We start from the raw sequence: 20875 nt of genomic DNA, 5'->3' as shown, positions 1-20875 counted from the left end.
GATACAGGCAAGCGAACCATTACGGTAACAGGCTACTCACTACGAACTGCGTCGGCCTTCAAATCTTCTTCGGCCTTTGACTTTTCCGAGGTTGGCTCGTCTTCCACTGCTTCGGACTGAGTGGCTTTCGCAGCTTGAGCCTCGCCTATGCTGTCCGGTTTGCCTTCCATTGCTTCGGGCTGTGCTGGCTCAGCGGCCTGGATATCTTCAACCTGTTCGGTATCCTGTTCGGTCGTGAGTCGCTCGACTGCGGCCGTTTCTCCCGCTTCCGCGCTCAGATCAGCGTCGCCTGAAGCCTCACTCTGCTCCGCTGCATCCGGTGCGCCCGCTCTTACCTCATCCGCATCTGCTTCAGCGCCAGGTACGAGTGCAGGGACTGCTGCTTCGGGCGTATCGATGGAAGTCGCCGTCGGCTCCTGTTTGGGGAACAGATCGCCCTGACCGTCGGCCGCGATCTTTTCGAATTCTTCCATGCTGGGCAGTTCGGCGAGCTCGTTTAGTCCGAAACGCAGCAGGAATTCCTTGCTGGTTTTGTACAGGATTGGGCGTCCGATAACCTGCTTTCGCCCAGCCGTTGTAACGAGCTTGCGGTCGAGCAGCGTTCCAATAACGCCGCCGGATTCCACCCCGCGGATTTCGCTGATCTCGGGGACCGTGACGGGCTGCTTATAGGCAATCACCGCAAGCGTCTCCAGCGCAGCCATTGACAGGCGCACCGGAGGCTTCAGGCTCTTAGCGAAAGCGCGCACCACGTCGTGATGCTCAGGTTTGGTTGCCATGCGATATCCGCCTGCAACCTGGCGAATTTCAATCCCACGTTCTTCGCGATCGTAATCCGAGATAAGCTCTTCGATGATGGCGCGTAGGCGGGCCCTTACGCGGGCATCTTCAGTCGGTTCTTTCTTCGGAGCATCGGATTTCTTCTTCTTACCCCGTGTCTGCTCGGGCGCAACAACGCTTGCGTTCTCGATCGGAGACAATTCATCAACACTGGGCTCGGCTGCTGACTCCGTGCTTTGCACCACAATCACGGAGGCGCTGACCACGTCTGCGGCAACTTCGTCCGCGTTCGGCTCTTCAGCCGGAGAGGTGGTCTCTGGCAGCAGCGCTTCCTGCTCAGTGACGGATTCGGATGGCGTGTCCGCCACGCGTGCCTGGTCAGAAGACTGTTCGGCCAAGACCATGTCGGCCAGGACCATGTCTCGAACGAGCACCGAAATCTGTTCCAGCGTGATCGGCTCTTCGGCCGCGTAGATGATCGCCTCGACTTTTGCTTTCAGTCCCATTCGCCTGTGAACCTTCTCTGTCGTTAACTCGACTTCGCTAACTTGGATGTCAGTAACGGTGCGCTTTGGCTTGTCATCTCGCAGAATGTCCCGCGGCTGAAGCGGCCTAACGCCAGTCGTCGTGCACCGTGCTGGTTTCTCCCAGCACGCTATCGAAATTGGTGTGCTTCTTCAGCACGATGTCGCCGAAAACGTCGTCTTGCCGAGCCAAAACCGCCTGCAGGCGTATAAGTTCCAGGATCGCGAGAAATGAGCAGATCAGTGCCTGCCGCGTCTGCACGTTGCGCAGCAACAGCCTGAGCCTGATGGGGCGATCTTCCACCATCAATCGACGTCGCACGTACTCGATCATCTGTCCAACGCTGACGCTTTCTTCGTCCACGTTGTACTGTGGACGCTCCTTGGCCCGCTCGATAATCTTCTGGAACGTCTTCACCAGGTCGATGACATCTGCCGCCAACTCAGGTTCCGTACCCTCGGCATCCTTGAACTCTCTCAGCGCCGGATTCGTCAGGACGGCTTCTTCAATCTGCTGCTTCTGCATCAGCATCTGCGCCGCGCTTTTGAAGCGCTCGTGCTCCAGCAGCCTGTTTACCAGTTCCGTGCGCGGATCGTCCTCTCCTGCGAGCGCGTCAGGATCGCGAGGCAGCAGCATCTTCGATTTTATGTGGATGAGCAGCGACGCCATGTAGATGAATTCGGCCGCCACATCCACGTCGATCTGCTTGATGTGTTCGACGTAAGCGAGGTATTGCGCCGTGATCTGCGCAATGGGTATGTCGTAGATGTCGATGTTCTGCTTGCGAACGAGGTCGAGCAGAAGGTCGAGCGGGCCATCATAGAGCAGGCCCACGCTGACGGAAAAGGGCGACTCATCCTGCGAATCTTTGTTCGCGGAAGCAGGTGTTGCAGCCACCTTTGCTGACTGCTGCGGCTCGTTTGCCGGGTGCGTCTTGGGCGAGTCGCTCATCAGGCCTACTTCGCTCCCTCTGCTTTGTTGGCTTCGGCCTTGGGTGCCTCGTACTGATGCGAGAGCTGCATGGCTTCGCGAACATGCTCCATGGTTTCAGCGGCGGCTTCGCGCGCCTTTGCCGAACCTGCCTCCAGAATGTCCCACGCCAGCTTCGGGTTCTGCTCGAAAGGCCGGCGTCGCTCCTGCATAGGGTTCAGCACCTTCAGCAGATGATCGGCGGCGCGGCTCTTGCATTCAATGCAGCCGATGCCAGCGGTGCGGCACCCCACGTCCACCCATGCGAGCGTTTCCTGGTCGCTGAATATCTTGTGCAGATCGCCTACGGGACACACATCCGGATTGCCAGGATCGGTGCGGCGCACGCGCGCAGGATCTGTGACCATCGTCTTCAGCTTCTGCCGGACCACGGGCTCAGGATCGCTGAGCGAAATGAAGTTGCCGTAAGATTTCGACATCTTGCGGCCATCCGTGCCGGGCAGCTTTGGGGTGGGCGTCAACAGCGGTTTCGGCTCGGGAAATACGTAAACTCTCTTCTCTTCCGGCACGCCATCTTGTTTCGGGAAAAACTGGTTGAACCTGCGAGCGACTTCACGCGTCAGTTCCACGTGCGGCACCTGGTCTTCGCCGACCGGAACATAGGCCGCGCGGTACAGGAGAATGTCCGCCGACATCAGCAACGGGTATCCCAGGAAGCCGTACGTGCCGAGGTCTTTTTCTTTCAGATTCTCGCGTTGTTCTTTATACGTCGGAACGCGCTCCAGCCATCCGAGTGGCGTCACCATCGAGAACATCAGGTGCAATTCGGCGTGCTGTGGAACATGCGACTGGATGAACATGGTGCACTTTTCGGGATCGAGTCCGGCCGCGAGCCAATCGATCACGATCTCAATCGTGCTCTGCTTCACGCCAGAAGTGTCGGCGTAGTCCGTCGTCAGCGCATGCCAGTCGGCGGCGAAAAAGAAGCAGTCGTAGTTTTCTTGCAAACGCACCCAATTGCGCAAAGCGCCAACATAGTGGCCAAGGTGCAGTTTGCCCGTCGGGCGTATTCCACTCAGGACGCGCGGCTTCAAATCATTCACGTGAGTATCCGACATTACAGTTTCGCCAAAATGGCATTGAAAAAACTAACAACAGGGAACAGCAACTTCCCAAGGAAGCGCCCGCCAAAGAGCATCAGCACGATGATGCCCAGCATGCCTACGCGGTCGTACGCGTTCCGGATCGACTCTGGCAACAGATGGCGCAACACATGGCTTCCATCCAGCGGAGGCACAGGGATCAAGTTGAAAATCCCTAGCAGGATGTTGATCTGCATGAACTCGTAAACCATCAAGGTCAACGGCATCAGGCCGTTAACGTCCGTTAGGAAGCCAGAAGAGAGATTCTTTACGACTGCGTTGCCCGAAGCCGATGTAAGCGAGATCGCCGCCAGAGCTGCCACAGACCCGAGCACGACGATGAAGTTGCTTACCGGCCCGGCGACAGAAGTCAGAACATCATCGCGCACCGGATTCCTGAAATTGCGCGGATCGACCGGCGTCGGTTTAGCCCATCCAATCACCGGGAAGCCGCTAATCATGGCCAGCGCAGGGAGTACGACTGTCCCGATAGGATCTATATGCCGCAGCGGATTCAGTGTGACACGGCCTAACATGCGAGCCGTAGGGTCGCCGCAGCGCGAGGCCATCCACGCGTGCGCTGACTCATGAATGCTGATCGCAAACAGAAACGCTACGATCTGAAAAAAAATATCGACGTGCTGCAGTGTCATTCTGGGCTTCGTTTGCCGCCGGATTCGCCGGAAGTACAATAATCCACCGTGCGCCGAGTCGTGCTGAGGAGCGCGTCCGAGGCTTGGTTTCGCTTCCAGGTTGCCTGTCGATAGTACCACGCTGAGCCAGAGGAATCGTGCCGCCAGGTGTCGCGCCGCCCGCGTGTGCATTTTGAAAAAAAGCTTGCTTCCAGTGCAATAGAAAACCAGGGCCGCAGCCCCGGTTAGCAGGTACTGTACCTCGTTTACTTGTTAGGTTTGCCGGCGATTTCGGAGTCTGCGATCGACTTAACCTTCAGCGTCTTAGCCGGAATGCCGCCAACGATGTGGAAGTCCTCGACGTTTTTTGATGCTACACCCATCGAGCCCACAAGCCCATGCTCGCCGACGCGAACGCCGCTCAGCACCGTGGAGTGGTATGTCACACGAGCGTGCGGGCCTATCTCCGTCAACGAATTGGTCACGATCATGGAATCGTTCAGGTCGTGCGAGTGCGAATAGATGTTGGCGTAATCAGAAATTGAGGAGCCTTCGTGGATGATGATCTCGCCACGATCGTCGAGCAAAACGTACTTATGGATGACGCAATTGTCCTCAATCGTCAGGTTGTAGCCGAACGAGATTTCAACGCCGTGGAAAATTTTGACGTTCTTGCCCACATGTTTCAGAACGTGTTTTGCCAGCATGTAGCGAACGCGGTAGCCGAGCCAGTGATTGATAGCCAGCGGGGAACGATCGTACATCATCCAGAACCAGATCAGCGGTTTGCGCTCGGCATATTTCTGCGCGTCAACATCGCCATAGTACTCAGGCTCAAGGGTCGCGTTGCGAGGATCGAACGAGTGAAGCAGCGTCTGCTCAGCGAGCGAATCGGCTAAGGTGACTTCTTTGTACGGACGCCCTAGATAAATCTCGTGCAAGGCATCGCGTACGACTACGCTGCGGTGATTGGGGCCGGGATTAGCGAACTCACGGTCGAGCTGCGCGATCCACTCCAGGTAGGAGTTTTCTGCGGCATGAGTTGGAACAACGTTACGGTATTCGTATTTGGGCATCCGTTGGGAACCTGCGAAGGGTACGACAGCTTAGAGAGATTCTAACTTAGGCAGCGGAGGTTCAATTTTTCTAAGGTGCTATCTCTGCGTCAAGCTTACGCTACCCGTCCCAATGATGGCCGTATCTATTCGTAGCGGAAGACGGAAGCGGCTGTCCAGTCCGACGCGCGGGTACCTGGGCTTGAGGTAGCGGTCAACGAAGAACTGCATGGCCGCCCGAGGTACCTCTAGCCCATCGATGCTCATGGATTCGACGCGCACCGAGCCCTCGCCCCCTGCGCCGGTCGCCTGAGCCACGACAATCACATCATGCACGCCAGTAAAGACCGAGAGTAGCGGATTCATTGAACTTCGCCCTGCCGTGAGCGCGTCGAAGTCAATGCGCGATGCAGCTGTGATTACCGCCGGCTTGCTGCTGAAGCGTACGCCTTGCACTCCCGTTGGCAGGTTAATGCCGCCTTCGTTCATGTAGGCGTTTATCTCGGCGGTCGTGAGCTGTGTTGGTGCCGAGTCCGGTTGCGACTGCTCCGCGTTGTGCTTAAGCTTCTCGACTTTTCGCTCCATGCTGAGGTATTCGGCGGAGTGGCCAGCCGTCGTTACCGAGTTCTGCGGTGCGCGCTGTGAAGCTGCTGCAATGTTCAGGACAGTGAGAAGAACGAGTACAGCCGTCGCCAGATGCTTCATCGATTGAGAGATGCCTCGGCTGCCGGAGGCGCGGGCACGGTCGCCACCTGCGGCTTTTCCAGCGTACCGGTCAGTTTGAAGGCGGTTCCATCCGCTCGCGTAAGCTGCAGTTCAAGGGCTTGATCAAGAGAGGCTGTGCCGCTCACTTCATAGATGCCGGAAACCGTCTCCAATTTGCTTTGCTCCAGGCGCAGCGTGCCCTTCTCCAGCGACGATTTTGCGCTGTAGCGGCGAATGTGCAGCGGCGTGCCCTTGCCGTCGAGCGCCACATGGCGCAGCGTGCTGTCGTTCAACTCGATCGCGCCATTGCCCGCAAGCGAGCGCAGCAGTTCTTCACCCGTCCAGCCCTGCATCTGTGCCTTGTACCGCGTGGAGAGTGTGCCTGTTCCCCAGGTCTCTTTGCGCAATGCAGCAACCTGGGCTAGCGAGGCGCGAGACAGCGTACCCTGCCCTGCATATTTCGGAGTCGAACCTGTGAAATCGGCCTGCCACTCACCGGCGTGATGTCCGCCGAGGGCATCGGCTTGCAGGTTGTGAAGCTGTACCTTCCCGTTCTGCAAAGCGAAATCACTACTGAAACGCGTTGCGGTCACCGCCCCAACGGAGGCGCGTTTCGCACCGATGTGGCCTGTGGCCTGGATGGCCGCAAGAATGGAGTTTTCCGTCTCGCGTCCAAAGAACCGATACCACGGCCGGCGTTTCAAGCGTGGGTTCAGCAAGTCGTTCAGTTTGGCGACACTCAGTTCGTCGGCTTGCAGATCGAAGCGCGTTACGCAACTTTCGCCCCCTTCGCAATGGCGGGGCACAGTTGCCGTTCCAGTCATATTCAGGGTGTCGACGGAGGCCACGATGCTTTGGAGGCGGATTTCGTTTTGTGAAAGGGTTGCCATTGCCGAGGCGATTTGAACCGGACTTGCGATACCCGGCACCTCCGCCCGCACGGCACGCAACTGAGCCGTGCCGACAGCCGTGGGCTGCACAAATCCCTTCCAGTCGCCGACAACGGCGACATTCACCTTTGCATTACCGTACAGGCCGAAGTGTGGCACGCCGACGCCCAGCGCACGGGCGGCTTGCAACAGGCGTGCGATTTCAGTGTCTCCCTGGATGGTGAACTCGTAGCCACTGGCGCTCACCCATCCGTCCGCACCCACTGGCGATGCTGCGCCCAGCGAAACAGGGAAGGGACGCAAATCAAGTCGCGGTTGAACCAGTGCGGCTTTCGCGCTCGCTTTGACATTACGTGAAGGCGTAATCGCGACAAGATCAACATTGCCGATGGCGAGGTCCTTCTCAAGGAAACTCGACTTCAGCACCAGTGCAGAGGCACGGCCATCGCCGCGAAACTCGCTCGCGCCGGTTGCCAGCCTCGAAACCTTGAATGTGCCGTTTACGACTCCGGAGGCGGTAAGGTCGGGCGGGAGGTCACGTTTTGCGTGTTTTGCCAGCGCGGCCAGCGCGTCAGCCGGAACGTCCACCAACCTGGCGCCAAGCGTGAACTCGGCCGGGTGATCACGGAAGAGCATCGTATCGAGCACGACGGTTCCGCTGCCAAGCGGTATGCGGCACGAGCCATAACCCCCGGCCTCACCCTTTCTGCCGTGTTGATAATCGCCGGAACATTGCGCTCGCACCCGCAGCGGCTCGCCACCAACAATGTCGTATCGGCGGAAGTCCTGGAGATCCGCATCGAATGCCAGCTTCGGAATCCCTGCTACGCCGGTTACGGTGCCGCTGATCGCGACTGTGCCGCGCCAGCCGCGGTCACGGCCGTAAATCAGTTTTGTGATCTGGCCCAACTGGCCGCGCTCAAGCGACCAGCGCACATTCAACGGAATGTTCGCCAGCAGTTCTGCCCTGTGGAAGCTGCCCTCGGCGCGCAGCGTGCCCGTGTCATTGATGGCAACGTCGGTGCGCATCGGATGAGCTTCCAGACGCATGCGCCACTCGTCTTCCCATGGACTCCAGATTGCGAAGTCGGCATCGGTCAGAGCAAAAACCTGCTTCTCCAATCCAAACTTGATGTTGATCCGTCCGCCGACTACTCCGATGTAAGGGAAGCGGATTCTGCCCTGCGGCTTCGCCGTCGTAGGCGCAGCCGAGGTGCGCGATGCGCGCCACAGGAGCGACTCCAGATTCAATTTCCCTTGTGGCGTAAAGACCAGGTTCAAGCTCGGATACTTCAGGCTCAAACGCGCGATTTCCAGCCGTCCGCGCCAAAGGGAACTTATGCGCAGGTTGGCCGTCACTTCCTCTGCGGTCAGCATCGGTTCGGCGCTGAACGCCGGATCATCGCCGACAACGACGTTCTGCATGTCGAAGCCCGGTTGCGGTAGCAGTCGCAAGCTTATCTGCTCGACTGTGACGGGCCGGCCGAGCGCTCCACTGAGCGCGTCTGCAATGCGAACCCGGTAACGGTTCACGTTGACGAATGGTGGCACAAAAATTCCAAGGAGGATAACGACGATGATTGCGAGTGCTACGTGCCCGCCCCGAGGTCGCGACATCAGTGCACCAACCGCAACATTCGCGACCACCGTGTCTGGTCGAAGAAGTGGATTACGACCTTGAACAGGAACGCCACGCGCTCACCTATGCCTTGCTTCAGGTACTGACCCGCTGGGGTCTCGAAGGACCAATAGATGAACATCGGCCGTCCAATCACGTTTTCCCTTGGGATAAAGCCCCAGTAGCGGCTGTCGTAACTCACGTCGCGGTTGTCGCCCATTGCGAAGTAGCCGCCTTCAGGCACCACAAGTTCGCCATTCTGAATATGCGAGCTGAGTACGAGGTGCCACTCCGGCGTGAGCGATCCGGCCTCTGAAGCTGGAATGGAAGGGAAGTTGTCGCGGTATGGGTTATAGCTGCCGTCGTGAATGACGTAGGGCTCATTCTGCGGTTCGCCATTCCGGTAAACAATGCCGTCCCGCAGATGCAGGCGGTCGCCAGGTACGCCGATAACGCGTTTTACCACGTAAAGGCCAGGTTCCGATGGGGAGAGGAATACCACGATGTCTCCCCTCCGCACGCTGCGGTAAGGCAGCATGGGACCAACCCAGTTCGTCTTAGGCGCCAGCATCATCCGATCCACGAAAACGTGGTCGCCGATCAACAGCGTGTTCTCCATCGAACTGGATGGGATTTCGAATGCCTGCAGTGTGAATGTGATTATGAACAGACCGATGACGAGGACGACCGCCATGGAGGCTATGAACTCCGAAGTCGTCTCTTTCGGTTTTTCCTGCTTCTGTTTTTCTTTTCGCAAGTTGTCGCTGTCCTGCAGGTAAGCGCTGTCTACGGCGTTGCCGCGGTTTCGCGAAGACCGGGCGGTCACCGCACGAGGCGGAACGTCCGGTTCCAGCGCATATTGTGGAACACGCGCTCGAGTGCCTGTCCGAAACGAGCAAGTTTACCATCCTGCGACCCATCGGGCGCAGCGTCCTCGTCACCATCGCGTGAGCGCACCGACCAATAGATGACCAGAGGCCGTCCAATTACGTTCTCGCGCGGCACAAAACCCCAGTACCGGCTGTCGAGACTCTCATCGCGATTGTCGCCCAAAACGAAGTAGGAGTCCTCGGGCACGATGAGCTGGCCGTCTTCCACCAGCTTGCGCATCTGTAGATACCAGTGCGCTTCAACGCTCGCTGTCAGATATTCGCCCGTAGGGAAGTTGTCGCGATAGCCGTCAAAGCTATGCGTCTTGTAGCTAACGTACGGTTCGCGGAGTTCGACGCCGTTCACGAACACGCGCTTCTTCACAAGGCGGATGCGGTCGCCAGGCACGCCGATCACGCGCTTCACGAAGTGCTGTGACGGGTGTATGGGATAACGGAATACCGCAATGTCGCCGCGCCCGATGTCGCGGTAGGGCAGTAGGCCACCCCAGATGCCAGCGGGGCCAAAATGCGCCTTGTCAACCAGGAGATAGTCGCCGATCAGCAGCGTGTCTTCCATCGATTCCGATGGAATCTGAAATGCCTGGACGATGAACGTAATCACGAACACGGCGATCACAACCGTAATCGCAAGCGATTGCAGCGAACCCATCCAGCCGCTCTCGGACGGTTCAGCGCCGGTCGCCGGAGCGTATGCCGGTCCGGCGCTCCCTTGCGAAACCAATGCCTGCGGCTCGTCTGTGCTTTCCACTGGCGGCTGCGCACACTCAGGCGGGTTCAGCTCAGGATCAGGATATGTTTCGGGTCCGAATTCGCCAGGTGCGGTCACTTCGCTTTGGTCTTCTCTTCCTGCAAATCCTGCTGCAATGCTCGCTGTCCTTGATCGAGTACTACAAGATAGCGCAGTGCCTGTTTGGCCGCGCCCTGTTCCGCCTTCTTCTTGGTCGAGCCTTCGCCGCGGCCGATGAACTCCGGTTCTACGCCTTCACGTGGATAAATGCGCGCTTCCACCGTGAAGGTCTTTCTATGCTCAGGACCTTCTTCATTGACCACAACATACGACGGCTGGGGACGCCCGAGCGCCTGGGTCATCTCCAGTAGCCGTGATTTGTCGTCCGTAACGGCCAGCACCTGTTCTCCGTGCTTTTCCAAAGCATGCAACTCGGGGTCTACGATTTCACGCACTATGAAGCTGTGCGCCATGTCGATACCGGCATCAAGGAACAGGGCCGCAAGCAGTGCCTCCAGCGCGTCCACCAGCAGGGCATTCTTCGCCCTTCCGCCCGACTTTTCTTCTCCGCGTCCCAAACGAAGGTACTTGCCAAGTTCGATCCTGCGAGCCGCGCGCACCAGGTGGCGGGCACTCACCAGGTAAGCCTTCATCTTGGAAAGTTCACCTTCGTTGTAATCGGGAAAACGGCCAAACAGTTCCTGGCTTACAACGAAGCCCAGCACGGCATCGCCCAGGAATTCGAGTTGTTCGTTGTCGCCGTGTCGCTCGGAAACAGCGCCGCCCGAAGACGGCGTCTCGCTCTCACGCGCGTGCGAACTATGCGTGAGTGCTCTCTCAAGCAGATCACGGCGCATGAACTGGTGACCAATCGACGTTTCCAAAATATGCAGAGGTGATGGGATCATAAGCACAATGACCCCGCGGCGGGTAGCGCCTGTGCAAAAGCACTTCTGGCGCCGCTGTGGTGCTGCCGCGGGGTCCTTTCCTTTTCGGCGCAACGAGTGTCGCGCAATCGAGCTTACTTCGGGGGCACCGTCGTCGGCTGCGGCGAGGTCGGAGCCGCAGCAGGTTTCGGGGCGGGGGCGTTCACCAGCTTCGTAAGGCGTTCCTTCTCCTGTTTCGCAAGCTGTGCCACCTGAGAATCCGCCGGCGCAATCTCTAACGTCTTGTTCGCGGCCGTCAAGGCCTCAGCGTACTTCTGCTGCTTGTCGAGGGAGAGCGTCAGGCGCAGATGGATCGTCGGATCGGGCTGCACAGAGAAAGCGCCGATCGATTTGCGGAACTGCGCTTCTGCTCCGGCGTAGTCCTTGTTCGTGTACGCCACCATTCCCAGGGTACCCAGGGCAACCGAGCGAAGTTCGTTCTTCGCATTGACAAGCTGCTCGGGAGTGACACCCGCGGGCGCCTGGATATTCTCAATCATTTCAAGGCCGCGATTCGCAAATTTCGTCGCGTCAGCGAGTCGTTCATTCTTGTCGAGATCGGTTTCGCGCGTGCGCTCAGCCAGAACATTGGCGACCGAAATCAGCGTGACCGGTTCGTTAGGATCGATTGAGAGTGCTTTCCGTCCAACCTCGATGACCTTGTCGGCGTTGTTGTTCTGCTGGTACAGCGACATTGTCCGCTGATACAACAGGCTGCGCAGTTCGCTCTCCGGATACTTGGCGGCGAACTCATCGGCAGACGTTTCCGCCGCGGCTGGATCGCTCGATTGGTTTGCCGTCTGGAAAGCTGTGAACTCTTCCGTCGTCTTAGCCTGCGGCTGCTTCGGCTGCGCTTGAGTTCCTGCGGGCTGTTGGGCCTGAGAACCTGCGGCCGGTTGCTGTGTCGGGGCTGTTCCTTGGGCGGGCTTGTTCTGCGCCAGCGCCGTTGAGGCCGCCATAACCATTGTTAGTGCTACCAGTACGACTCGCTTCATTCTGTGCTCTCTTCCACGGATGCCCGTTGGCCCGGTGCTCCGTTCACGGGTGATGTCAAGGTTTGGGTTGCTGCGGAACGGGATTGTACGGCTGTTGCAACCCTCGTTCCGCCGCCGTTTTCGTTTCTGCCGCGGTGTCACCCGCCTCCAGCGCCGCACGATAGTGCTCCAGCGCTGCCTGGCGGTCTTCCTGTAAATCTGAAATTCTTCCGAGATAAATGTGTGACCACGCGGTGACGCGCGGCTCGTGCGAAGCGCGAAGCGTACGCTCGAAGTAGGTGCGTGCCGACTGCACATCGCCACGCAAAGTCGCGGCCCGGGCAAGCACAAACAGGGCACGCCCGGCATCGCCCCTATTTTCGTCTAGTGCCTGTTGCGCGAGTTTCTGTGCCACGGCAAAATTACGTGCGGCAAGCTGCTTCTCTGCCGCGTCCAGCAATTGTTCTTCACGCTGGGGACGTACGATTTCCGGCGAAGAACTGGCAGCGAATTGCACAGCCGCGGCGCGCTTCACTTCCTTATTCACGTCGATGAAGTGCAGCCAGTCGCCAAACACGTCGCGCAGTCCCACCGGTTCTTTCTCGAATGTGATCAGCGCGTCGTAGAAGTAGCGCGTCAGTATGAATCCTTCGCCCATAGATGCATCAACCATGGCTTGCCGCGCGGACTCCGGCATCTTTGGACCGGCCATGCGGGCCTCTATGGCGCGAATGAGTGACTCCGTCACCAGTAGATCCACGTCTCGCTTATAAGTCTCGCTCAGTGGTGCCGTGACAACGGCTTCGAGCAACGGCTGGAGCCGAGCCATGGTATTAGCACGCTTCTGCGTCAGCGGGTCCAGGATGTAGTGCAGGTACGTGTGCCGAATCTGTTCGAGCTTCAGTGCAGGCCCCGTGGCGCTTGCGACCGGCGAGACCACCATGTAATAGTCCTGCCCGTAGTTGCGCGCATTGGCCAGTCCCGCTGGCGCCATCGGTTCCAGGTAGATGGAGAATCCCCGTCCCACGTAGCCGCTGAGGGGCTGCTTCAGATAGAGATCCGTCGTCATCAAGAGGTTCGCGACGGGTTTATGGAATCGTTCAATCAGAGATTCGTAGTCGCGTCCATGCCTGGCCCATATCTTTTCGAGGCCTGCGGTTTCGTAAAAATTCGCGAGCAGTGGGACGAAGCCGAGGACATAAACCGCGTCTGGCGCCATATCCGCTTCGCGTACCTTCGGCTCAAATGCCGGTGGCGCGCCGAGGTTGATTGCCAGGGAGATGTACTGTGCCAACTGCCGGGAATTGTCACCCTGCTGATGATCAACGTAGTAGCGGCACATGCGGTCCAGCGCGTCTTGAGCGCGAGGCGTGCGCGCAGCTTGCAATACTTCGTCGCGGACCTCTCCTCTGAGAGGAATCGAGTTTGCAAGGTCCTGATCGTAGCCGCATGCATGCATGCCTGCCAGGACGGCGAACAGCGTGGGATTCGTGTCGAGCGTCAGTTTCGGGGTTTCCTGCGCGGCAGCGGACACTGTAACCGTTGCGCAAAGCGCGAACGCAATCAATATTCGGCGAACGGAGCCCAGAGGAGCCTCCCTGAAATCTTTCTTATTCGGATGTAGTACGCAGCTAGTGTAAAGGGCTTAGTGCGCCACAATCAAACGAGGCTGCAGATTGAAAGCGAAGTGGCATTCTTGAAAGGAGAGCAGATGCGCCAGAGCTACTATGCACAGATCGCCGCTTCCTGCATCTGCCCGCAAAACCCGACGGATTGTTACCGAAATGCCGGAGTGCGCCTGCTGCCCGGGCAAATCCGTTTAGCCCTTCACGTTGATCTTAGCGAAGGAGAGGATAGCGCGGCCGCTCGTCGGCTGCCCGAAACTCGTCGCAGGCTTGAAGACCGTGAAGATCATCATGTTCTTCAACTCGGGGGTGATGTCCTTGGCGACTTCGGGAGTCGAAAGGATGCGGTAATCCTGCACTCTGCCGTTCGCATCTACAAACGCTTCCACCACCAAAGAATCGGTATTCACCCAACCGGTTTCCATGCCGAACGGCGAGAACGCGAGTTCGGGTGGCGTGTACAGCCCGGTCGGGACGTCGTTCGCGGCCGACAATTGTCCCGGCATCAGCACGCCGATAAGCAATCCAAAGATGATAATTGCGCTCACCATTCCCGCCGTCGCAGGAACCATGAATGCATTGAAAGCATTTTCCAGCCGAAGCAGCCAGACTTCAATCGGATTACGCCGTGCGTGCGCAGCTTCCTGCGAAATCATGACGCGCAGCTTCAGCGCCAGATTGGCGGGTGCCGGCTTCCGGCCAAGCCGCGCAACCATTTCCTGAGTATTCGAGAGCAATGCGAATTCCGTGCGGCACTCTGAGCAGTTGCGCAGATGTTCTCCGATTGTGCGCATCTGTTTGCCGCTCATAGCATGGTCCATGAACGATGAGAACAGCTGTTGCGCGTCTCTGCACTTCATGGCGTCACCTCGACTTCCTGATTGCCGTGTGCAATCGCTGGTCCTGACATGCGGTTCCCAGTCTCGGCCCCGACCCGGCCTCGGGTCTTGTTCTTGCCGTCGCTATCGGTATCCTGGCGCGCTTGTAATCCAAGTTCTGAACCCGATTCGCGGACGTAACGTTCCAAGCGCTTCTTCAGGGCACTGCGGCCTCGTACCAGTCGCGATTTCACCGTTCCAAGCGAGACTTCCATCACTTCAGCGATCTGTTCGTACGACAACTCTTCTATGTCCCGCAGTATGACAGTGGTCCGATACGGCTCAGCCAATTGACTCAATTCCAGTTCGACCTTGGCCCGTACCTCCTCGTGCATCACGTTCTCGAATGGGGATGACCCCGCATCTACTAACGTGTCTTTCACTGCAAGAGCAGATCCGGCCCCTTCAGAGTCGTACTCGGGGGAGGGTTCAATCGAAGTTTCCCGAACCTTATGCCGAAACCACCATCTCCGGCGGTTCGAAGCTTCGTGTACGGCGATGCGGTAAATCCAGGTTTTCAGGCTTGATTCGCCGTTGAAGCGCTTCATCCCCCTGAACACTTTCAGGAACACTTCTTGAGTTGTATCGGGTGCATCCGAGGGGTCATCGAGTATTCGATAGATCAGGCTATAGATGGGTTGATGATATTGCGAGATGAGCCAGGCGTAAGCATCCTCGGACCCAGCCTTGAGTTCGGCAATGATCGAGGCTTCTTCCGCGTGCACACCAATCGCGCCAGCGAGTTCGCTCACCGTTGTTGCTCCTGCCACGGCTCTCACCGCGTTGACCTCCATATTAATAGGAAGTTACTCTCGCAACAACTTACTGTTGTAACCCGCTTGCGCAGGAGCTCCGTTTTCGGTGCTCCACGCATCCCCAACTAGAACCGGTTATCCCTTCTGGAGTACCCGGCACCCGTGTTCTCGATCAATCCTGAAGACCGACACACGGTGACGCTTCGGCGAGTGCCCGTCTCGCCCGACCGTCCTGATCAGATAGACCCCACTAGCAGGCAATAAGTTCCCAAGCAGCGGAAATTCATCGAGCTTAAGGTTGGGCAGTTTGTGGCGGAGTTGCCGGCTTTGCCTTCTTTTTCTTGGGTTTAGAGGGAATAGTGTCGTCCACGACGATCTTCTTTGGCGGCTCCGCGGCTTTTGCCTGAGCTAAGGCGCGGACCTGATTTCTTAACTGCGATATCTCCATGTCTTTGGATATTAGGAGTTGGTCGAAGCGATCCCCGAGTTGTCGACGCAAAGCATCCACGGTTCCAACCTGCTGAGCAAGAGCTTCGTACTGGTCTTTGGGGCCGAACGCGCCCGCAGATTCGGTAAATGAGACAAATACGTCATACAGCACGTTTAGATTCCGATAGAGGCGGAAATTCGCGCCGAGATCCTGCGGGGCATTTCGAACCTTGCCTACCAGTTCGGGAAGTGCCGCGGACAGATTCCGCTGCAATGATTCCGCATTGGCTTGGGCCTGCTGCTTGACCCTGGAATCAGCCTTCCATTTTTCGATCCTCAGCTTGCTGATCTGGAGCGTGCTGGTCTGTGCCACTTCCTGAAGCCTTCCCAGGATGCGGTTCAATTGACCGATGTCCCCTGCCTGCACACCAGCCTGGTACGGTTGTTGCTGTTGTGGCGCTAGCTGCTGTTGTCCTTGCATTTGCTGCGTCGGTGCTTGCTGTGGCGGATTGGGCGATGAGAAATGGTTTTGTGACTGACGGTTTTGCGACAACGAAGCATGCGTCAGAGTGAAACATATGACTGCCGTGAACAGAATTTTTGTTTGCATAGTGATGGCTTTCTGTTTTGCGCTGCGCGTCTAAGGCGTGCAGCGAAAATCTTTCCCTTGGCTTAGATGCAACTCTGAAGCGCTTCGTCGGATTCCAATGCTGTTTGGTCCGCGTACCGGGCAAATTGTGCCTGGTACCGCAAATTTCCGGTAGAGCAATTCCGTTACGCCAATGCACGCTCCCGCTCGATCCGGCATCACAGTGTTTGCGCGTGTGCCCATTCAGGAACAGCCGGCAAGCGCGTTGAGTATCCAGCGACTCCGCGTGGCCGCCCGGAGATGCCTTTACAAGACCTATGAAGACGATTCGTATTTTGAAATTTCTGACTGCCGTAACCGCTCTGGTCGCGATGCTTCCCGTCGCCTGTCGAGGGCCGATGACAGTGGACAATTCGGGCCTGCCCTTCGGCGGCGGTAACCCCAATGTTCCGACGCAGTCGCCGATCAAACATCTGATCGTCGTTGTCATGCAGAACCGCTCCTTCGACCATCTCTTTGGCCAGTTCCAGCCCGGAAATGGTCAGACGGTTGACGGCCTGCGTCCCGGCGTTCCCGGCTTTACCCAGACAGATGCTAACGGCAATAGCTTCTCTCCATTCTTGCTGACCAACGGAAGTTCGGACGACCTGGCACACGGACACAACGACTATCTGGAGAGCTGGAACCACGGGGCAATGGACGGTTTCGTGCTTGCCCAGAAGACCGACGTCGTGATGGGCTACTTCGACGCGTCGATCCCGGGAATCTCGACTCTCTGGGATTATGCCCGTCAATTTGCTCTTTCGGATCGCTACTACTCCTCGGTGCTAAGCAGTGCTCCGGCACAGATGTTCTATGCCGTCTCCGCCACTGATAACGGCCAGCCGTTCAGTACGCAGCCCGTTTTCGGACCGTGCCAAAGTCCGGACCCCGCAGCTTACGAAAATACCGCCAGGAACGTGGGCGACCAGATGTCCTCGCGCGATATCGGCTGGGCCTGGTTCCATGAGCGGCTTGGCGCCTGCGGCGACTATGTCCCCCAACAGAACCCATTCCAATACTTCACGACCACCCACAATTCCGAGCACATACAGGATTTGTCTGCTTTCACTACCGTGCTCGACGCGGGACAACTGCCTTCCGTGTCATTCGTGCAGCCCGCGCCGTCGCACAGCGGACACCCCGGCAGTAGCTCCATTACGGCAGGAATCACCTGGCTGGATGGTTTCGTAAAACAGGTTCAAGCCTCCAGTTCATGGGATACGTCGGCCATTGTGGTGCTCTGGGATGAAGGAGGCGGCTGGTATGACCACAGCCCTCCGCCGCAGGTTGACAGTGAAGGTCTCGGCATTCGCGTCCCCATGCTCGTCATTTCGCCATTTGCGAAGAAGGGCGTGGTCGTTCATGAACTCATGGACCACACATCGCTATTGAAATTCATTCAGTGGAATTGGGGTTTGCCTGCTTTGAATGGACGGAACTCTATAGGCAGCATCAGCGACCTCCGTCCGATGTTCGCGTTCTGATCGAGGAACAGCCACAGCAAAGCCCCGCGATTTGATTGAGCGGGGCTTTGCTGTCCCGTAATCAGTTCCCTTCACTCCACCTTCATGCTTTGCAGGCGATACCGAGCGAGCGGCAGTACAGACGAGACTGTGACGCCTGGAGTGGGCGGCTTCGCTAGTCCTGTCTGTTCTGGAGAGCGCGGAGCAGGCTTGTTGAAACTGCGATACATCGCAAAAGTCAACAGGGCCAGTAATACTATCCCCAGAAAAATGACCATAATCCAAAGGGTCGCGCCGCGTCTCGGCGGCACGACCACCATCGGGTTTAAATCCATATTGAATCGGCGGTCCTGCCGCGGATCTGCCTTGGACTGTAACCTGGGATCATTCGGCCTACCCTCATACGTCTCCGAATGTTCGTACGACGATCGATCCTCGTTTGCCATACATACTTAGATGCGACGTGTCGTTCGCAAAACGCTAACTCCAGCAGCCTCATGCGATTCCGGCCGCTCATGGCGTGCGAATTGAAATGAGATCAGCCCCGCGTAAGAACAACCGGAAGCTGAAATTGGAAGCTGGAAACTGCGTCTTCCAAGCCGCCGGGGTCGTCCGAAAAAGAAATTGCGCTCTCCTGCCGGAAAAACCCATTGTCAAACGTCCTTAGTTGTAGAAACCTGAGAAGCTGGTTGCGCCGGTCATATCGGAATTCCCCCGCAACTGGCGACTTGAGAGCTGGCTGCGACAAGGCAGTACCGGATACTCTCCCCTCGCAGCCACTTTTAATAGAACCGAGGTTACAGGATGCCGGAGCCGGCACCACTGGAAATAGGGTTCGAAGCAGAGGGTATAGCCGCGCTTGCTCGGGTTCCTGCGGCGGTGGAGCGCGTCACAGCCGCCTTCGACGCCCTTCGAATGCCTGTGTACCGCTACCTGCTGGTCGTAACCGGTTCTCCCGAGGAGGCAGAGGATATAGCGCAGGAGTCTTTCCTGCGCTTGTACCGGCAACTCCGCCAGGGCGCGGCAGTGAACGACGCTCGCCTATGGCTGTTTACGGTTGCACATAACCTGGCACTGGATAGGCGCAGGGCTGGACGGCTTGAATGCAGGTTCGACGCGCCAGACTGGGTTGAGCTGATGGAAAACCGGCGCGCTCCGGATCTGAATCCGGAGCAGACGCTGATTCAAAAAGAAAAGTATCTCGCCTTGCGCAGGAACATCGGGTTGCTCTCTGCGATCGAACAGGAAGTTCTGCACCTGCGGAGCGAGGGTCTGCGATATAGGCAAATTGGGGAAGTGCTGGGAATAGGCACTTCGACGGTGTCCGACGCGCTACAGCGCGGGGTTGAGAAACTGAAGGCGGGATTGCATGCTTAATCGAACGAAGTATCGCGAGCAACATCCTGACGACGGCATTCTCCTGGCGTATTTGGATTGCGAGCAACCGGAGCATAAACAGGCTGAAGTACGCGACCACCTGGAATCGTGCTGGACGTGCCGCGCCCGGCTTGGAAAGCTGGAAGACACGATCTCCTCGTTCATCGACTTTCGCGATCAGGCATTTTCTGCGGAGTCGATGCAGCCGCCGCAGCAGTTCCGAGGATTTTCCTTCCGGCTTTCTCGATTGATTGAAGAACCAATCAAGGAGAACCTCTGGGTAGGAGCACTCAGGGCGGTATCCCAATCATGGGAGAGAGTTGTTCATCTCAGGCTGGCGAGCGGCTGGTTGGCGCCGTCTGTAATGTTTGCGCTGTTGTTGGCGATCGCGATTACGTTGTCTTTGCGCGGGCGCGAGAAAGACACTTTGCCCTCCGGCACGAGTCTGCTCGCACAGTCGGCATGGGCTGACACCATAGGTCAAACGCAGTTGTTGAGACGCACGCTCATCGTCGAGCAGAAGGACGCGACCACCGGACGAGTCGTGCGGCACCGCCGCATTGAGTCGTGGAAGAGCGGTTCTGGTCCTCGGGCTGTGCGACGTGTTTACGACGAGAACAACGCCATGATCGCCGGTACCTGGACCAAGACCGACGGTTCGCGCGTGGAATATCAGCCCAAGATGGGCGATAACGCGAGTCAACCCGAGGAGCGACTGCCTGAGGGCGGAAGCGTTTGGGATCTCTCCCCGTCGGCTTCGGAGTTCGGACGTCTGGTAGGAGCGGACGCCCAGCTGACGGTGCAAGCGACGCCGGCGCTTTACGTTGTCGGGTATGCCAACACCAGTAATAAAGCGCGGTCACATGTGCGAAGCGCAAGCCTGACGTTGCGCCGCCGCGACCTTCACGCCGTCGAGCAGGTGTTAGTGATTGAAGAGCACTCGGCTATAAGCGAGTATCGGATCGCCGAGACCGAGTACGAGCGCCGCAATTTCGAAACGGCAGACGCCAGGTATTTCGAACCCGACACCGTCGCTCATGCAAAAGCCGCCCCACCCGAGCCGCCTCCGCCGCCACTATTCGTGCCGGCAACGCTCGATGATGAAGTGCAGCTAATCGGAGGCCTTGATAGCGTTGGCGCGCTGGTTGGCGAACAGATTGAGATATCGTACCTTCCTTCCGGAGCGTTGAAGTTACGAGGGCTGATACCCACGGCGCAACGCCGTGACGAGATCCTGCGCGGGTTGGGTGGACTGGCCCATAGCCCGGCCGTGAAGGTCGAACTCGCCACACTGGATGAGGCGCAGAGTCGCGACACAAATTCAACCCCAGTGAGACTTCGCCTCGACGAGATCGAGATCGCGCACACCAGCTTCCCGGCGGAGGCCGACTTGCGCGCCTACCTTAGCGCGGCGGGTACGGCCGATCAAGATGTTGCCGGGCAGGCGTATCGGATCTCATCGGCGGCACTGGAACATGCGGGCGCCTCCCGCGAACACGCGATTGCTTTGCAACGGATTGCGGCCTCGTTTACGCCTGAACAAGTTGGCGCAATGAGTGGCGACGCGCGGGCACAATGGGAGGCACTCGTCCACAAGCATGTCACTGAGTTGGCGCAGCAACTGCGTCAGATGCGGGCCGGTGTTGGTCCGGTATTCGGCGTGCCGCCGCCGCAAGCGCAGCATGTGCGACCGCCGCATCCTGAAAACCTATGGGACGCAGTTCGTCAACTTAATGGGCTGGTCGCGTCGATTGACGAGGGTGTGCGCCGTTCGTTCACCGTGCGCGAAAATGGGCCGGGTGGCGCACCCGTTAAGCAGCAGGAGTTTTGGGACTGGGTTGACAGCGCAATCGCGCTTGCCGACAAAGCATCCTTGGAGATGACCGAATAGCGAGATAGCAGGCTCATCGTTGCGACCCG

At 58.0% G+C, this 20875-nt stretch carries 18 protein-coding genes; 3 read left to right on the top strand and 15 right to left on the bottom strand.

The window, feature by feature from the left end; all coding sequences use genetic code 11:
* Positions 1-32: 32 nt before the first annotated feature.
* From scpB to VN622_08645, 15 genes are all read right to left on the bottom strand, one after another.
* The gene (gene scpB / locus VN622_08715) at positions 33-1286 is read right to left on the bottom strand and encodes an SMC-Scp complex subunit ScpB (protein HWR35933.1); all 1254 of its coding nucleotides are present in this window, start codon (positions 1284-1286) and stop codon (positions 33-35) included.
* A 106-nt stretch (positions 1287-1392) separates the two neighbouring features.
* Positions 1393-2256, bottom strand: a complete 864-nt coding sequence (locus VN622_08710; GenBank protein ID HWR35932.1) for a segregation/condensation protein A — start codon at positions 2254-2256, stop codon at positions 1393-1395.
* A 5-nt stretch (positions 2257-2261) separates the two neighbouring features.
* A complete protein-coding gene (gene trpS, locus VN622_08705) occupies positions 2262-3353 on the bottom strand; it encodes a tryptophan--tRNA ligase (GenBank protein ID HWR35931.1) in 1092 nt (363 codons plus the stop codon).
* Positions 3353-4030 carry a site-2 protease family protein gene (locus tag VN622_08700; protein ID HWR35930.1) on the bottom strand — a complete coding sequence of 226 codons (678 nt, stop codon included), beginning with the start codon at positions 4028-4030 and terminating at the stop codon, positions 3353-3355. Before VN622_08700 ends, trpS begins: the two co-directional genes overlap by 1 nt.
* A gap of 245 nt (positions 4031-4275) precedes the next feature.
* On the bottom strand, positions 4276-5085 hold the full coding sequence (locus VN622_08695) for an acyltransferase (protein ID HWR35929.1): 810 nt from the start codon (positions 5083-5085) through the stop codon (positions 4276-4278).
* A 78-nt stretch (positions 5086-5163) separates the two neighbouring features.
* The gene (locus VN622_08690; protein ID HWR35928.1) at positions 5164-5769 is read right to left on the bottom strand and encodes a hypothetical protein; all 606 of its coding nucleotides are present in this window, start codon (positions 5767-5769) and stop codon (positions 5164-5166) included.
* Complete coding sequence (locus VN622_08685) at positions 5766-8276, bottom strand: AsmA family protein (GenBank protein HWR35927.1); 2511 nt, start codon at positions 8274-8276, stop codon at positions 5766-5768. The genes VN622_08690 and VN622_08685 overlap by 4 nt, the downstream gene beginning before the upstream one ends.
* On the bottom strand, positions 8276-9034 hold the full coding sequence (gene lepB, locus VN622_08680; protein HWR35926.1) for a signal peptidase I: 759 nt from the start codon (positions 9032-9034) through the stop codon (positions 8276-8278). Before lepB (VN622_08680) ends, VN622_08685 begins: the two co-directional genes overlap by 1 nt.
* Positions 9035-9099: 65 nt before the next feature.
* Entirely contained in the window at positions 9100-9918 is an 819-nt protein-coding gene (lepB, locus tag VN622_08675) for a signal peptidase I (GenBank protein HWR35925.1), read from the bottom strand.
* Between the two features lie 74 nt (positions 9919-9992).
* Positions 9993-10805 carry a ribonuclease III gene (rnc, locus tag VN622_08670; GenBank protein ID HWR35924.1) on the bottom strand — a complete coding sequence of 271 codons (813 nt, stop codon included), beginning with the start codon at positions 10803-10805 and terminating at the stop codon, positions 9993-9995.
* A 113-nt stretch (positions 10806-10918) separates the two neighbouring features.
* The gene (locus VN622_08665; GenBank protein HWR35923.1) at positions 10919-11818 is read right to left on the bottom strand and encodes a tetratricopeptide repeat protein; all 900 of its coding nucleotides are present in this window, start codon (positions 11816-11818) and stop codon (positions 10919-10921) included.
* A 55-nt stretch (positions 11819-11873) separates the two neighbouring features.
* A complete protein-coding gene (locus VN622_08660) occupies positions 11874-13331 on the bottom strand; it encodes a hypothetical protein (protein ID HWR35922.1) in 1458 nt (485 codons plus the stop codon).
* A gap of 285 nt (positions 13332-13616) precedes the next feature.
* A complete protein-coding gene (locus tag VN622_08655; GenBank protein ID HWR35921.1) occupies positions 13617-14282 on the bottom strand; it encodes an anti-sigma factor in 666 nt (221 codons plus the stop codon).
* Positions 14279-15052 carry a sigma-70 family RNA polymerase sigma factor gene (locus VN622_08650; protein ID HWR35920.1) on the bottom strand — a complete coding sequence of 258 codons (774 nt, stop codon included), beginning with the start codon at positions 15050-15052 and terminating at the stop codon, positions 14279-14281. Before VN622_08650 ends, VN622_08655 begins: the two co-directional genes overlap by 4 nt.
* Before the next feature lie 295 nt (positions 15053-15347).
* A complete protein-coding gene (locus VN622_08645; protein ID HWR35919.1) occupies positions 15348-15965 on the bottom strand; it encodes a hypothetical protein in 618 nt (205 codons plus the stop codon).
* A 425-nt stretch (positions 15966-16390) separates the two neighbouring features.
* Here VN622_08645 and VN622_08640 point away from each other — a divergent pair, with 425 nt between their 5' ends.
* From VN622_08640 to VN622_08630, 3 genes are all read left to right on the top strand, one after another.
* The gene (locus tag VN622_08640) at positions 16391-17599 is read left to right on the top strand and encodes an alkaline phosphatase family protein (GenBank protein ID HWR35918.1); all 1209 of its coding nucleotides are present in this window, start codon (positions 16391-16393) and stop codon (positions 17597-17599) included.
* 783 nt (positions 17600-18382) lie between these two features.
* Complete coding sequence (locus tag VN622_08635; GenBank protein ID HWR35917.1) at positions 18383-18955, top strand: RNA polymerase sigma factor; 573 nt, start codon at positions 18383-18385, stop codon at positions 18953-18955.
* Positions 18948-20846, top strand: a complete 1899-nt coding sequence (locus VN622_08630; protein ID HWR35916.1) for a hypothetical protein — start codon at positions 18948-18950, stop codon at positions 20844-20846. Before VN622_08635 ends, VN622_08630 begins: the two co-directional genes overlap by 8 nt.
* The last annotated feature ends 29 nt before the right edge of the window (positions 20847-20875 follow it).

Source organism: Clostridia bacterium, from assembly GCA_035561135.1.
Classification (GTDB): domain Bacteria; phylum Acidobacteriota; class Terriglobia; order Terriglobales; family Acidobacteriaceae; genus DATMYA01.
The sequence above is the reverse complement of the archived record's forward strand: the minus strand, read 5'-3'. Positions and strand labels throughout refer to the sequence as shown.